The sequence below is a fragment of the Pedobacter terrae genome (assembly GCF_900100705.1).
GTDB lineage: Bacteria > Bacteroidota > Bacteroidia > Sphingobacteriales > Sphingobacteriaceae > Pedobacter > Pedobacter terrae.
The window spans coordinates 146,700-160,813 of the sequence record NZ_FNCH01000011.1 but is presented as its reverse complement, the minus strand read 5'-3'; the positions used below and the strand labels follow the sequence as shown (position 1 = coordinate 160,813).

Sequence of the window (14,114 nt, the reverse complement as noted above, 5' to 3'; positions counted from 1 at the left end):
GTAAGCCCAATAAACAAACGCAACATAATTGCATTATTAATGCAATTATGTTGCGTTATTAAAATTTAAGATATACTTTTGCAAAAAAAAATAAATATGATTTTAAAGAATTACCCAAGAGTACTATTAATTGCAGGATTATTCCTGTCGGTATCGGCCTGTAAAAAAGATAAACAGCTGGAACTTAATACAATTGATTTGGGCTTGCCATCCACCGTATCGTTGGTTTATGGACAGGAACAAGACATCAGCCTGCCAGCTAGTGTACAGAATGCTACTGATGCCGGTATTAGTCTGGATTTTAGCCAGGTAGAGAATATACAGGTTAATACTTCCGTAAAACTTCGCGACCAGCTTTCGCGTGCCATTGTTTTTGATAAAACTACAGGAAAACTGCATGTAAACAGTATGCTGCTTTACCCAAATAACAGCGTATCATCCACAAGTGGAAATAAAATACCCGAAAGTTATAAGGTTACGGTACAGGTTAGTTCTAAATCGCAGGGCATTGAGGCCAAGCAGACTTTTGATTTAAAGATTAGCCCCGCAGAACTGACCATCAAAGGATTAGATAACCAGAGCGCTGTTCCCTCCGCTTATGTTCTTTACGGAGACGCAGCTGCCTTCGAAATGGAAGCTCCTGCTGCATGGTTAACAAATAGCACGTGGACATTGGAAAATAAAGCGACACTTGGAACAGCTATATCATTCGTTTCAAACAAATTGAGTTTTGGCACCAATGCCGGTGATCCGGCGAAAAAGGCAGAAAAGGCTTATGACCTTATTCCGGTACTACAAAAAGATGGTTTTACCATTGCATCAAGAGCCTTCAAAGTAACTTTCATTCCGCAGATTAAATTTTTTTATGGAACGTATTATGCTGATCTGAATTTAACTATCCTCACCAATAGCGTTTATATTGCTTTATCTAATGGTTACCTGTCAGCCTCGCCAACGCTATACCCTGAACAGTATAAATCCACTTTCAGCATCACTTCAATTGAAAAAAATGGGGTTGCCATTGACAATAAGGACGGCATATTTGGCATTGATGAAAAAACAGGATCGGTGACCGTTAAAAAGAATACAACCCTAACGCAAGGTTCCTATAAATTTACGGTAAGCGCAAAAACAACCACGGGACTTGAATTTTCAACTACGCTGACACTGAATATGGAGCAAGGATAACCCTTATGCAATATTATTTTTAATTTCCTGGCATTTAATCTGGTCTAACAGCTATTATTTCATAATGGCACTTATCATAAATTGGTATATGATATGAACAATATTACATTACAGCTTCCAGGTTTTTAGCTTATATATTATATTTTAAATGGCCCTTCGTTCGAGCTAAAGACGCCGCTTTTGACTTAAAGTGATGTTTGACGCTTACGCGATGTGGCCATTTTTATGAGGGCGAAGCGTAACGGATTTTACGGAATGGGTTGCAGTAGGTAAGATTCAACTATAGACATTTAACATCGGGGAAATAAGCCGCTCTGTCTCCATAAACGAAGACATGATGATATTATCCATTAAATATTGCCTGCAGACATCCGCAAAAGTGTATTGAAATGTTGAATAACCAAAAAACAAATGTCAGTTCAATTGCAGAGTTGCTACTTTCCGTTGGCACGCTGGCTCCAAATTTGTATGGGATGGAGAATAAATGTTGTTAAAAATTTAACACCAGATTTAGCAGCCACAGGCACTAATCAAACTATGTTTTTTGCCGTAATTCGCCCGGTCCTTACTATTCCCCATCTAATTTGTAATGGATGCATCTTTTATATTGGAAAAAATTAATCACCAAACAACAATGCATAAACCACACTCATTCACAGAAAGATCAGCGCGGATAAATTAAAATATCACCCTCGTTAATGGTATAAAAGCCAGGAGCATTAAAATGTCTCTTTTTTTATAACAATTTGCTTTGTATTCAGCATTTTCCGTAAAAAATGAATCTCTTTTTTAAGTTCTTCTATGTTCTTGTCTTTATCCTCCAGCCTTTTTTCATATTGCTCCTTCAGTTCTTCAGAAAAATTTTTATTGTTAATTGCAGCATGCTCTCCTTTCTCGTTATGGTGATTAAAAACAATACCGTTTTCTGCTAACCAGGACAAAATATCTACTCCCAAAACAGTTTCTATTTTGGCTAAATAATCCAATGAGGGAAGCCCCTTGTCACTTTCCCAGTTGGAAACCGTTTTCTGCGTGGTTTTCAAAATAAGCGCCAGTTCTTCCTGGCTCACTCTTTTATTTTCTCTTGCTTGTTTAAGCTTTGCACCTATTACCATATTGAAAGAAGAATAATTTAGAATTTTTTTTCTAAAAATTAGAAAAACGTGTTATAAAACTATTAAATCTAATTGTATATATTCGTTGTATACAAGGTAAATTAAATATTACAAATAGTTGTTATTAGCTACAGATGCCTTTTATCTAATTCAAATTTTATATTTTAATACTTAAAGCAAATCAATTATGAAAAATTTAAATTCTTTTACAAAGACGATTTCTGCTCTTGAAAACAAAAAATTAAAAGACCTTCAATCCGTTCAGGGTGGTAAATCTGTTGTTAGATCTAATGTTGATTGTGGTGATGGATGTGCAGAGTGGGATGTATATTCTGGGGCTAATGGAACCGGACAATACTTAGGAAGAAGAACATTGATGGTAGGCGTTCCCGAAGGTAGCTTCGACGTGAATTAAATCAATTATTTTTCAAAAAAATTTAAACCGTTTTCATCTTTTTGAAACGGTTTTTTTATTTCCCCTATTCACTATATGATATTGATATTATCTGCAAATAAAGATTTTACAACAAATGAAGTGATTAAATGGCTTCATATTTTTGATAAAAAGTATATCAGGGTTCATGAATTTGAATTATTTGAAATTAAAGTAATTGATAAAAAAATTTTACTTGAAAGCCAAAGGAACTCATTTTACATTGATGATATCAATAGTGTTTGGTTTAGAAGAGGGGGGATAAAATTTAATCGGTTACAGTTTCAAAATGAATCTGTTAATAAGATTATGGATGAAACGCAGTTTTGCCTGGAAGATTATGTTATAAAAAAATTAGAATCAAAAAGACATATCAATAAACAAAGTAATAACCGCACCAATAAATTATTAATTTTAGAAAAGGCTGTAGCGGTAGGATTAGATGTACCAACTTATTTTCTGGCTGACAATACTGATCATATAAATCTGGGAAAAACAATTACCAAATCTATTTCTGAAAATATAATGGTTAAGTCTGCATTTGATGATTTTGATGGGATCCTATATACTTCCATAATAGATAAGCACGAAGACGAAGTATTTTTTCCAACATTTTTTCAAGAAAAAATTGAGAAAGAATTTGAAATCAGGTGTTTCTATTTGAATGGAAAAGTTTGGTCTTGTGCAATATTTTCTCAAAATGATGAACAGACCAAAATAGATAACAGAATCTATAATTATGGAAAGCCCAATAGAAATGTGAGATATACCCTACCCCCCGAAATACACCATAAAATTTGTATTTTAATGACTGAGCTGGATTATAATTGTGGTTCAATTGACTTTATAAAATCAATTGATGGAAAATTCTATTTTTTAGAAGTCAATCCTGTAGGGCAATTCTTGGGAATATCCGATATATGTAATTATGCACTGGAAAAAGAAATAGCTGATTATCTGTAATAAAATATGGAAAATAGAATACGATCTGAAGAAAAGAATAAGCTTCCTCTTAATTTTAAATATCTCAATAAATTAGGCTCAAAAAAATCAAAAGAATTAAATAAAAAAATATGCTATGTCAAATGCGACAAATTCCAAACTGATTTTTTGACCAGAGTAACTCCTTTTAAGGCTTTTACCAGAATGTTATGAGATATTTTAATTTATTTAGCAGCGTATTATTAACAAAAGGAGCTAGCAGAATATTAATTTCTGATTTAGAAAGAAATGTATCAGAATTACAGTCGCTTGATCTCTATAACTTAACTGAGGATCTTAAATTAAACTCCATTGAAGACGTTATTAAAGAATACGATCGTGATTCCGGAGAAATTATTAACGAATATATTGCCTTTTTATTAGAGAATGAATATGGATTTATATCCCACAACAATTGGGACAATAGCTTTAATCAGCTTTCTTTTAACTATGACAGTTCTGATGTAATAAGTAATCTATTTTTAGAACTGGATAATTTTTCCGTATTGCATAAAATCAGATCCGCAATGGATACGATAGATATCCGATATTTAGTGATATATAGCATTCGCCAGTTATCGAAAGAAGAGTTGGGAGAGCTTGATTTTATTTTCGAAAATACCCCGTTAGAGGGAATCGAAATATATTGCCCTTATTATGATCAGATTAATGACGCTTTTCTGTCATACCTTAGTGATACCAGCAAGCGGATTTATAAATTGGTACTTTATAACTGTGATACAATTACATTTTCTACAAATGAAAACCTCAAATTTAGTTTAGAATATACCAAGGATTATATCACTATAAAAAACTGTGGAATTGTTGATTTAAAGTACTTTAATACAAACAACAGCAAAATATTTGAGAGTAAAAATTATAATTCCTGCTTATTTAAAAAAATTGGTATTGATATAGATGGAAATATAAAGAATTGTCCGCTAATGCCAGATCATTTTGGAAACATCCGTAATACTAGCTTAGAAAAAGTATTAGAAATGGCTGGATTTAAAAAATATTGGAATCTCACCAAAGATCATATAGAGATATGCAAAGATTGTGAATTTCGGTATATATGTACAGACTGCAGGGCTTTTACAGAAAAAACGCATCAAAACAAAGAAGGTTTAGATACCTCTAAACCTTTGAAATGTGGATATGATCCTTATACCGGAGAATGGAGTGAATGGAGTACAAATCCCCTAAAAGAAAAAGCAATGAGATACTATGATTTCAAAATCAAACAATAGATTATAAGCATCTTCATTTGAAACATCCTATAACCAAGTTCCTCTTTTAGCACTAAACTTTTTTACCATATGAATTGATAAAATTTAATATATCCTAAGTAGCTTAAAGTAAGGAAAAGGGTATCTATCAAACCATGAACGATAATATTAATCCAGATATTCTGGAATTTCATATACAGCAGTGCAAAAGCGATCCCGAAAACAAAAGTCATTATCAACCCGGCAACGCCCTGATACAAATGTGGAAGACAGAACATCAATGCTGAAAGGATAGCGATAAGCACCTTCTTATTTCCAAAAACATTTTTTAGCTGCGCAAAAGCAAATGCCCGGAACAACATCTCCTCTCCTATCGCTGCACTGATCCACATGCGGTATAACCACTTAAAATACTGGGCAGTGTCACCTTTAATATGCTCAAACGAAGAATAGTCAGGCGGCTCATGGCAAACCCAATTAACCAATGGCTGAACAATAAAATCTACACCCAATTCTAAAATTACATAAGAGATCAGAATTATTTTTACCTCTCTGAAACGGAGATTCTTAAAATTGAGGGATTGAAGATCTCTATTCTGTAGATAGGTTGCAAGCAAAACAAATACAATGATCACACAGAAAGTATAGGGGAACCTGGTTAATGGATTGTAGATCAGTAAAAAAGCGATCGAAAGCAGAAAGAGCGATATCCATTTATTCCGAAGTTCTAATTTCATTGGGGAAATAATTTGTGCAAATATAAAATAATGCAAACGCACCGGCCTTAAAACTTCCGGAAACTTATTTTCTTTCTTATCACAAAACCCAATTTCTCAGATAGCCGAATGGCATTAAAATAAGTACCTGCAACGTGCAGGTAAGGAATTTTAAATTCTTAGAATATCTTATTGCTTGCCTCGACAATCAACTGTTTTGCATAACCTTTTCCTGTATGTTCAGGATGGGCAACTATAAGCGCTTAATTCAGTATAGCCATCCATTTTCATGCTCTCCCCGGTAACTGCGATCAGCTGATCTATTTTGCTACGCCAGGACTAGATGTAATTATATAAATAGCATGAGATTACCGATAGGTAAAAAATCAGACATTTTATGTTTTAAGGTAAAAGGTATTGGATTAAGCGAACTATCCGTATGAAGTTTGCCGAAGGGCTCTGATTGAACTTTTCTAAAATATATTCTCATAACTACTATCTAAAGTGAATAACTGCCGGCAATTCGCCCTTTGCTCCTGGTGCATCAAACATCATTTCCTTACCAGCTGAATCATACATTTTCCTCTATCTATCAAAACCAGATAATGAATAAGCGATAGGATCGCTATTTTAATCAACAACTTCCATCATGTTTGTACCTATCTATGTTACCAGGTTTCATTAATTGTTACTTTCAGACTGATGTCGGGCAGATGAATGATTTCCTACAGTCCATTGAGAAGCGCCATTGCCGGAAAGCGAAACATAAAAAGCAGCACCATTTTCAATTTCACTTTCAACCCAAAGTTTTCCGCCATTTGCTTTAACATATTCCCTGGAAAGCATCAATCCGATCCCTGTACCCTTTTCGCCATTGGTACCGTAGCTACTTTCCAGGCTTCCGTTATTAAATTGCCTGATTTGTTCCTGGCTCATGCCTATGCCGGCATCTTTTACCACAATAACAATGTGGCCGTTTTCCGCCCGTTTAAAATCTATCTCAATACTACTGGAAGGGAAGCTAAATTTTATGGCGTTGCTTAAAAGGTTTCTAATGACAAAATCTAAATGGTCCTCATCGGCATATAGGATAAGGTCTGCGGGAAGATTGTTGTGAAAAGTTATCCCTTTTGCCTGCGCCTGAACGGCAAGCAGGTTAGTGTTTTTTGAAAGCACGGATGCGACTAAAAAGCTCGTCTTGTTGACTTTAATGCCCTGCAGTTGGCTATGTCCCCATTTCAACAGCGAAGAAAGTATTTCCAAAGCAGTTTCACCTTGCTTTTTCATGGCTGAAATATTTTTTAAGATTTTTGCATCAAGTGGCTTATGCTCCATCAATGCCAACATTGTTGTAATTCCTCCGATCGGGTTTCTCAAATCATGTCCAATCACTGAAAACAATTTATCTTTCACACGATTTGATACATAAAGTTTTCTGTTAAGTTTCCTGGTCAGGTAAAACTGGTATCCCATAAATAAAAGTGAAAATAAAGTTAACACAATGACGACTCCGCCCGCGTTACGCTCGATTGTTTTGCGTTCATTAACCAGTTCCAGTTGCTGTATGGCTATTTTAGAACTTTGTAGTTCATAATTACCTTTTATAATCGCCGCCTCGTGTACTTTATTGATAAACATTAGGCTATCCAGTAATTCATGATGGGCCTCTAGGGCTAGTAAGGCGTTTTTAAACCGATTTTGCTGGCTATATATCTCACTAAGGGTACGGTATATTTCAGCAGCCAGCTTTTGATTACCAATCTGGCGGGCAATGGATAAGGCCCTGTTCAGATGTAGCAGGCTTTGATCACTATTGGTGGATTTCAGTGTATTGGCAAGTTCAATTAACGAACGTGCCTGCTCATGTAACTTTCCCTGTGAACTGGCAATGCTTAAGGCCTGCTTATGGTATGCTACGGCTTTTTGGGTATTTCCCATTATATGGTACACCTTACCACTCTCTCTCAGGAAGTTCAGGTGATGGAGCAGGTGGACGGTATCAGCCTGACTTTTATCAATGCCTTCCTGAAAGATAAGGAGCGCTTTATTGCTGCTGTCCATCTTAAAGTAAATACCTCCTAAATGCTCCAGGAGCATGAGGTAATCTGGGGTGGCGGGATCGGATTTTCCAATTTCCTTAGCTTTAAGGTAATGATGTAAAGCTGATTTTTCATCACCCAATCGCTCATAAAGATGTCCAAGTGCGCTGTAATATGAAAAAATCCCTTTTCGGTTATTTAGCTTTATATAAATTGCATGCGCATTTTCCAGGTCTTTTAACGCAGTGCGATTATTTTTAATTTGAACTTCAAGTGTCCCTAAATAGAGATATCCCGAGGCAAGCTCTGCACCGTTAGCTGCGATCTTTTCAAGAATTCCAACTGATTGCTGCTGATAAAATCTAGCTTGATGGATGCTGTGAAACTGTTCATTTAGTGAAGCGATCTGTCTGAGCAGCCTTGCCTCTCCGATCCTGAAACCGCTTTGCCTTGCATCTACCAGTGCAGTTCTGGCAACCTGGTAAGATAAAGATGGGGCGCTCTGTGTATAGGCTTTGCTTTTTCTAAAAGCGTTCATGATACGCGCCGTATCGGTAGGGCTTATGCGCTTTTTCAGGTCTTTAACGCCAGCGTGACAATAGCCCAAAAATATAAAAGAAATCCAAAAAGTATTTAAATATCTCATAAAACAATGTTAAAGATAGGTTTATTCAATTAGAAAAATCAAACCATTTTATTCATGCAAATTTTATCTTAAAGCATCTGAAAAGGATTTTAACCTTTCGAAGGTTTTGTTAATATTAATTTAACAATACAGCTATTTTTTATTGATACCTTCGCCCCCACATTTTAAAATGATCTGATTGGCGCCATCTCGTTAGACATTTAAAAAACAATGAAATTTAAAAACATCCTTATCTATTCAGGCTTTATTGGAGTCCTGTCCCTGTCAGCCTGTTCAAAAAAAATAGCCGTTGAAGGAGAAACTCCAGTAACCCCACCAAAAGCCCCTACTGCCTACGCCATTACGGAAAGCTTTGAATCTGGAACCAAAACGAGTTATGCATTAGACAGTGTACAGTTATTAACCGGTAAATGGACATTGAGCGACGCTCTTTTGGGCAACCTTGCCGCGGATGCGAAGAATGGTGCAAAATCTATCCGCTTAAGAAGCGGTTATTTATCGATGAACTTTGATGTAGCGGGTGCTAAAATGCTTTATGTATCGCACGCCAAATACGGCACAGATGCCAATTCTACCTGGCAGCTTTTAGCTTCTACTGATGGTGGAAAAACCTATGCCCAGCTGGGTACCGATATTGCCGAAACCAGTACCACACTGGTAACAGACTCTTTTAAAGTGAGTACTACCGGAAAAATCCGTTTTCAGATTAAAAAGGCAGGTACCACCAGAATTAATATCGATGATATTATTTTTAAAGGTACAGGTGATCCTGGTATAACGGTAGGTGCGCCAGATACCGACCCAACAGATAATGGCAATACCGGAACTGCTGCACCGGGAAGAGGTACGCCTGAAGCCGGTGCAGACGCACCACCAGCCGGAGGCGACAATTCTAACCTGTTATTTGGCAATCCTTCAGCTGCACAGTCCACTATTGTATCAGCAGAAAATTACCTGATTGATCAAAAATACTATGTAGAGAGCTATAGTATGACACGTGGTATACCAAATTGGGTAAGCTGGCACCTTGATCCAAATAATTTCACTGGAGCAGCAACCAGAAAAGACGATTTCGCTTCTTTCACGGGCCTGCCGCCCAACTGGTACCAGGTACAAAGCAATAGCTATTCGGGTTCGGGTTTTGACAGGGGCCATAATTGCCCGAGCGGCGATCGTACCAGCTCTGGCGGTGCTAACTCAGCCACATTTCTGATGACCAACATGATTCCACAGGCGCCAAACAATAACCAGAAAACCTGGGAATCGTTCGAAAGTTACCTCCGTGCGCAGGCCTTAAATGGTTATGAGGTTTATGTAATTATGGGTAGCTATGGCACCGGCGGAATTGGTTCAGCAAGTGCATCGGTAATCAATACCATCAACAATGGTAAAGTAACCGTTCCATCTAATGTATGGAAAGTAGCCGTACTATTGAAAACAGGCGATAACGATTTAAGCCGTGTAACTTCTTCCACAAGAGTAATTGCCATTAATACCCCTAACGTGAATACCATCGGTGCCAATTGGAAAGATTATATTGTAACGGTAAGGGATATTGAAAGCGCGACCGGATATAACCTGCTTTCTAACCTGCCACAAAACATTCAGGATGTGGTAGAGAAAGTGAAAGATCCTGGTAACTAATTTAAATAAACACCCGAGCATAAGCGCATTTAATACCATAACAGCCGTATCATTAAAAATGATATGGCTGTTGTTATTTTGGTGCCGTAATAGAGCCAGTTGTTTTGCTAAATTACCAAGAACCGAAGATTACTTTGACAGGTTTATCTGCTGCAAAAGATGGTTATCGGGCTTAGGTTGGCAAAAGTTTTAAAAAGCTATTTCCTGATCTGCTCATATACATCCAGACAGATCTCCAACTTTCCACCTTGTTACTAAACGCTATCCAACACATCTTTCAGGTCTCCCTAACGGTACTTTTTTCTAAATAATAAGGTTTAGCATTTATCTTATATTGTAAATAACATTAACCAGGATAAAGTGCATTTTCATTCACAGATTTTTAGTGGCCTGTTTAAAACCGCTCCTTGCCGGCCAGTCAAAAATATTTTTAAAAAAACAAAATAGTTAATGTGGTAGGTTTCGGCTACGAACAGATAGGTTATGGCTACTTTCCCGTTTAATTGTCAGCATACCTTTGTTTCATATTAATCATAAAAACAAAAGTATGTTAGCTCAAAACAAAATTGCAGTAGTTACAGGTGGAAGCCGTGGTTTAGGTAAAGATATGGTCCTTAATCTAGCTAAAAATGGATTGGATATCGTTTTAACCTACAACAGCCAGAAAGAAGCTGCAGAAGAAGTAGTAAAACAAATTGAAAAACTTGGACAAAGGGGAATTGCTTTGAAGCTTGATGTTTCAGATCCTTCAGGTTTTGATGACTTCACAAAAACTTTCATATCAGCATTACAGTCTCAATTAAACGCAGACGGATTTGATTTTCTAATCAATAATGCTGGTTTTATCCATTATGCAACATTTGAAAACTTAACCGAAGAGCAGTTTGCGGAAATGGAAAATGTACATCTTAGGGGGCCATTTTTCCTGACACAAAAGCTTTTACCAAAAATGAATCCATTCGGTGGCATTGTAAATGTTTCTTCGGGTCTTACACGCTTTGCTACACCTGGTTTTGCAGCTTATGCCGCATTAAAAGGTGCTATGGAAACATTAACAAAATATCAGGCTCAGGAATTGGGGAAGAAAAATATCAGAGTGAATGTGATAGCACCTGGAGCGATTGAAACCGACATTATGGGCGGTGCTGTTCGCGACAATGCAGAAATGAACAGATATCTGGCATCACAAACTGCTTTGGGCAGAGTCGGTCTTCCTGAAGATATTGGAGGAGTAGTTGCTTTTTTATGCAGTGATGCCGCGGGTTGGATTAATGCCCAGAGAATAGAAATTTCAGGAGGTTCTAATCTTTAATAGGGGTATGAAATTGAAAAATAAGGAAAGTGATTTGGTAAAAGCCTTAACAAAATCAGAGATAGATACGATCAGGAAATTTTACGGTGCCTTCAATATGAAGGATACGGCCATACTCGATGAAATCTGTATGCCAGACTGGAAAGACATTCCGCTGGCTCCCGGCCAGGCCGATGGTCCGAAAGGTCTTCAGGATATGATGACCTATCTTTTTGAAGCCTGTCCTGATATTGAGGTGGTGATTCACGAAATTTTCGGAACCCACGAACGGGCTGCCGTAAGGGCATCTATGAATTTTACGCACGTTAACGAACTTATGGGGATTCCGCCCACTCAGCAAAAAGTATCGGTGTCGTTGCACGAATTTCATCATTTAAAGGATGGCAAGCTTACCCATACCTGGCATCTGGAGGATTGGTTCGGACTTTTGACCAGCAGCCAATCTTTGAACATAACTGAATAGTTTTACGAATCAGGTTATATTTTCAAACTGTTTGATATACAATAGGTAAATAAAGCTTAATTTGCATCTATGGAAATCGTTACCATAAACTCGATTACAACATACCACCGTTTCAGAGGACTTCCTAAACCTGAACATCCTTTAATCAGTCTTGTTGATTATTCCCTGTTGCAATTTCCGGATGATGCAAAGACGGTAAATATTGTTATGGATTTTTATTCGATTGCTTTAAAGCGTGATATCGGCGCAAAACTGCACTACGGACAGCAAATTTATGATTTTGATGAAGGGCTGATGTCTTTCATTGCGCCAGGCCAGGTTTTACGGATAGAAAGAGATCCGGGTTCGCCAACCGGCGGATCCGGGTTCCTGTTGCAGATTCACCCTGATTTTTTATGGGGATCTACCCTTGCGCACGATATAAAAAAATATTCTTTTTTTGATTATTCCATTCATGAAGCGCTTTTTCTCTCCAGTAAGGAAGAAACCAGTATACTTAATATTTTTGAAAGTATTAAGCAGGAATACCATGATAATATCGATGTCTTTTCGCAAGGTTTGATCATATCGCAAATTGAACTATTGCTGAAATACTGCGAACGATTTTACAACCGGCAGTTTATTACCAGAAAAATCAGCAGCCACCAAATGCTCACCAAGGTGGAGAATTTTCTAAATGGTTATTTCTCTTCTGAAAAATATCAGGAAGCTGGTTTACTGTCGGTGAAAACCGTTGCAGATGCCATGAATGTTTCATCCGACTATTTAAGCAGTATGTTAAAACAGCTCACCGGTAAAAATATTCAGGAACACATACATCATAAACTTATTGAAAAGGCTAAGGCCAAATTATCCGTAACCAGTCTTTCAGTGAGTGAGATTGCCTATGAGCTTGGTTTTGAGCATCCTCAGTCTTTCAGTAAATTTTTTAAAATGAAGACTAACTCTTCGCCACTGGAGTTTAGGAAATCATTCAATTAAAAATGGTTACTGAGCAGCTCAAAACAGATATGTTCCAAATTCACACCTACACTTCCGGCCAAACAGAAACCAAAAGCAAAATATTCCTTCCACAGCACCTTATTTCATTTTAGACAAGGGGAAAAAGTAGTTTATTACGCAGATATTAAAACCGCAGTTACGGACAGCCATTTCGCGATACTTTCTTCTGGAAATTGTTTAATGACTGAAAAGCTTCCTGTAGCCTACCAAAGCAAATATAAAAAATAAAAAAAATCCTGATCGAATAGTCCTGAGATAATAACCAGGAAGTGTAAAATGATCTTAACAAACAGGATACCAATCTAGCCTGTATATAAGGTGGCAGTTATAGCCGCTGTGGCCACTGCCCTAGTAAGTAAAGCATCTGATTTTAAAATTGCATTGCGCATAAAGTGAGCAATAATTAAAAATTAATTGAAAGACGCACGGAACTCAACAGGAGTTAGATCTGTTTTACTTTTAAATAATTTGCTAAACGATTGGGGATAGTCGAATCCTAGCGCAAAAGCAATTTCTCCAATTGTAAGTGTAGTAGTGGAAAGTTTTTCTTTTGCTTTTTCAATAATCTTTTCGTGAATGTGCTGTTGTGTATTCTGACCGGTAAGGGCCTTCAAAATTCCACTCAGATAATTTGGAGAACAATGGAGAAGTGCCGCAATGTAGGCTACGGTAGGCAATCCTTTATTGATGATGTCTTCATTATTGAAATAGTCGTCAAGAATTTTTTCCAGTTTATCCAGGATTTGATTTCCAGATATTTTACGGGTAAGAAACTGGCGCATATAAAACCGATTGGAATAACTGAGCAACGATTCAATCTGAGAGATAATGATCGACTCACTGAATTTATCGATGTGTGAATGATATTCCCGCTCAATATTACTGATAAAACTTTTTAATACAATTTCTTCTTTTTCAGAAACAAATAGCGCTTCATTTATTGCATAGTTGAAAAACTCATATCTTTTAATGGTTTTGGCTAACGGATTTCCCCACAGGAAGTCAGGATGAATGAGCAGCATACTCCCTGTACTCTTGAAGCTATCATCTGCTTTGAATGAAAATATCTGATTAGGGGACATGAAAAACAATATGCCGTCGTCGAAATCATATTTTTGCTGTCCATAGCCATACACTACATCTCCAGCCTCTACCTTTTTGAGTGAGATCATATAAAAGTCGAACACCACCTTAATACTTTCTTCACTCCTATAAGGTGTTATTTCAGCTAGATTTATAACACTAACCATAGGATGCTCAGGGGGGGCTATACCTAATATTTTATGGTATTCTTTAATTGTTTTTATTCTGTATGGCTGCTGCAAAATCATTCCGGTTAGCTTACA

Annotated in this window: 12 protein-coding genes; 8 read left to right on the top strand and 4 right to left on the bottom strand. The window is 36.9% G+C overall.

The window, feature by feature from the left end:
- Positions 1–96: 96 nt before the first annotated feature.
- Positions 97–1,188 carry a cadherin repeat domain-containing protein gene (locus tag BLR60_RS15130; RefSeq protein WP_090501265.1) on the top strand — a complete coding sequence of 364 codons (1,092 nt, stop codon included), beginning with the start codon at positions 97–99 and terminating at the stop codon, positions 1,186–1,188.
- A 719-nt stretch (positions 1,189–1,907) separates the two neighbouring features.
- Here BLR60_RS15130 and BLR60_RS15125 read toward each other — a convergent pair.
- The gene (locus BLR60_RS15125; RefSeq protein ID WP_090501264.1) at positions 1,908–2,303 is read right to left on the bottom strand and encodes a helix-turn-helix domain-containing protein; all 396 of its coding nucleotides are present in this window, start codon (positions 2,301–2,303) and stop codon (positions 1,908–1,910) included.
- Between the two features lie 187 nt (positions 2,304–2,490).
- Here BLR60_RS15125 and BLR60_RS15120 point away from each other — a divergent pair, with 187 nt between their 5' ends.
- The 3 genes from BLR60_RS15120 (at position 2,491) to gwsS (ending at position 4,967) form a co-directional block, all read left to right on the top strand.
- On the top strand, positions 2,491–2,718 hold the full coding sequence (locus BLR60_RS15120; protein WP_090501263.1) for a hypothetical protein: 228 nt from the start codon (positions 2,491–2,493) through the stop codon (positions 2,716–2,718).
- A 75-nt stretch (positions 2,719–2,793) separates the two neighbouring features.
- On the top strand, positions 2,794–3,699 hold the full coding sequence (gene gwsG / locus BLR60_RS15115; RefSeq protein WP_090501261.1) for a grasp-with-spasm system ATP-grasp peptide maturase: 906 nt from the start codon (positions 2,794–2,796) through the stop codon (positions 3,697–3,699).
- A gap of 188 nt (positions 3,700–3,887) precedes the next feature.
- Positions 3,888–4,967, top strand: a complete 1,080-nt coding sequence (gene gwsS, locus BLR60_RS15105) for a grasp-with-spasm system SPASM domain peptide maturase (protein ID WP_090501258.1) — start codon at positions 3,888–3,890, stop codon at positions 4,965–4,967.
- Positions 4,968–5,029: 62 nt separating this feature from the next.
- On the opposite strand, the gene BLR60_RS15100 is transcribed toward gwsS, so the two are convergent.
- Together BLR60_RS15100 and BLR60_RS15095 are read right to left on the bottom strand one after the other, a co-directional pair.
- Entirely contained in the window at positions 5,030–5,683 is a 654-nt protein-coding gene (locus BLR60_RS15100) for a CPBP family intramembrane glutamic endopeptidase (protein WP_090501256.1), read from the bottom strand.
- Positions 5,684–6,343: 660 nt separating this feature from the next.
- Complete coding sequence (locus BLR60_RS15095; protein ID WP_090501254.1) at positions 6,344–8,347, bottom strand: tetratricopeptide repeat-containing sensor histidine kinase; 2,004 nt, start codon at positions 8,345–8,347, stop codon at positions 6,344–6,346.
- Positions 8,348–8,557: 210 nt separating this feature from the next.
- Here BLR60_RS15095 and BLR60_RS15090 point away from each other — a divergent pair, with 210 nt between their 5' ends.
- From BLR60_RS15090 to BLR60_RS15075, 4 genes are all read left to right on the top strand, one after another.
- Positions 8,558–9,991 carry a DNA/RNA non-specific endonuclease gene (locus BLR60_RS15090; protein WP_090501253.1) on the top strand — a complete coding sequence of 478 codons (1,434 nt, stop codon included), beginning with the start codon at positions 8,558–8,560 and terminating at the stop codon, positions 9,989–9,991.
- Positions 9,992–10,538: 547 nt separating this feature from the next.
- The gene (locus tag BLR60_RS15085; RefSeq protein WP_090501251.1) at positions 10,539–11,303 is read left to right on the top strand and encodes an SDR family NAD(P)-dependent oxidoreductase; all 765 of its coding nucleotides are present in this window, start codon (positions 10,539–10,541) and stop codon (positions 11,301–11,303) included.
- A gap of 7 nt (positions 11,304–11,310) precedes the next feature.
- Positions 11,311–11,766: an ester cyclase gene (locus tag BLR60_RS15080; RefSeq protein WP_167354748.1), complete on the top strand. Its 456-nt coding sequence runs from the start codon at positions 11,311–11,313 to the stop codon at positions 11,764–11,766.
- A gap of 69 nt (positions 11,767–11,835) precedes the next feature.
- The gene (locus BLR60_RS15075) at positions 11,836–12,747 is read left to right on the top strand and encodes a helix-turn-helix domain-containing protein (RefSeq protein WP_090501248.1); all 912 of its coding nucleotides are present in this window, start codon (positions 11,836–11,838) and stop codon (positions 12,745–12,747) included.
- A 431-nt stretch (positions 12,748–13,178) separates the two neighbouring features.
- Here the strand turns inward: BLR60_RS15075 and BLR60_RS15070 are convergent, their stop codons facing one another.
- Entirely contained in the window at positions 13,179–14,099 is a 921-nt protein-coding gene (locus BLR60_RS15070) for a helix-turn-helix domain-containing protein (protein ID WP_090501353.1), read from the bottom strand.
- Between the last annotated feature and the right edge of the window lie 15 nt (positions 14,100–14,114).

Excerpts from the sequence above, each read along its gene's own strand:
- BLR60_RS15130 (WP_090501265.1), top strand. The coding sequence starts at position 97 with ATGATTTTAAAGAATTACCCAAGAGTACTATTAATTGCAGGATTATTC.
- BLR60_RS15125 (WP_090501264.1), bottom strand. The coding sequence starts at position 2,303 with ATGGTAATAGGTGCAAAGCTTAAACAAGCAAGAGAAAATAAAAGAGTG.
- BLR60_RS15120 (WP_090501263.1), top strand. The coding sequence starts at position 2,491 with ATGAAAAATTTAAATTCTTTTACAAAGACGATTTCTGCTCTTGAAAAC.
- gwsG (WP_090501261.1), top strand. The coding sequence starts at position 2,794 with ATGATATTGATATTATCTGCAAATAAAGATTTTACAACAAATGAAGTG.
- gwsS (WP_090501258.1), top strand. The coding sequence starts at position 3,888 with ATGAGATATTTTAATTTATTTAGCAGCGTATTATTAACAAAAGGAGCT.
- BLR60_RS15100 (WP_090501256.1), bottom strand. The coding sequence starts at position 5,683 with ATGAAATTAGAACTTCGGAATAAATGGATATCGCTCTTTCTGCTTTCG.
- BLR60_RS15095 (WP_090501254.1), bottom strand. The coding sequence starts at position 8,347 with ATGAGATATTTAAATACTTTTTGGATTTCTTTTATATTTTTGGGCTAT.
- BLR60_RS15090 (WP_090501253.1), top strand. The coding sequence starts at position 8,558 with ATGAAATTTAAAAACATCCTTATCTATTCAGGCTTTATTGGAGTCCTG.
- BLR60_RS15085 (WP_090501251.1), top strand. The coding sequence starts at position 10,539 with ATGTTAGCTCAAAACAAAATTGCAGTAGTTACAGGTGGAAGCCGTGGT.
- BLR60_RS15080 (WP_167354748.1), top strand. The coding sequence starts at position 11,311 with ATGAAATTGAAAAATAAGGAAAGTGATTTGGTAAAAGCCTTAACAAAA.
- BLR60_RS15075 (WP_090501248.1), top strand. The coding sequence starts at position 11,836 with ATGGAAATCGTTACCATAAACTCGATTACAACATACCACCGTTTCAGA.
- BLR60_RS15070 (WP_090501353.1), bottom strand. The coding sequence starts at position 14,099 with ATGATTTTGCAGCAGCCATACAGAATAAAAACAATTAAAGAATACCAT.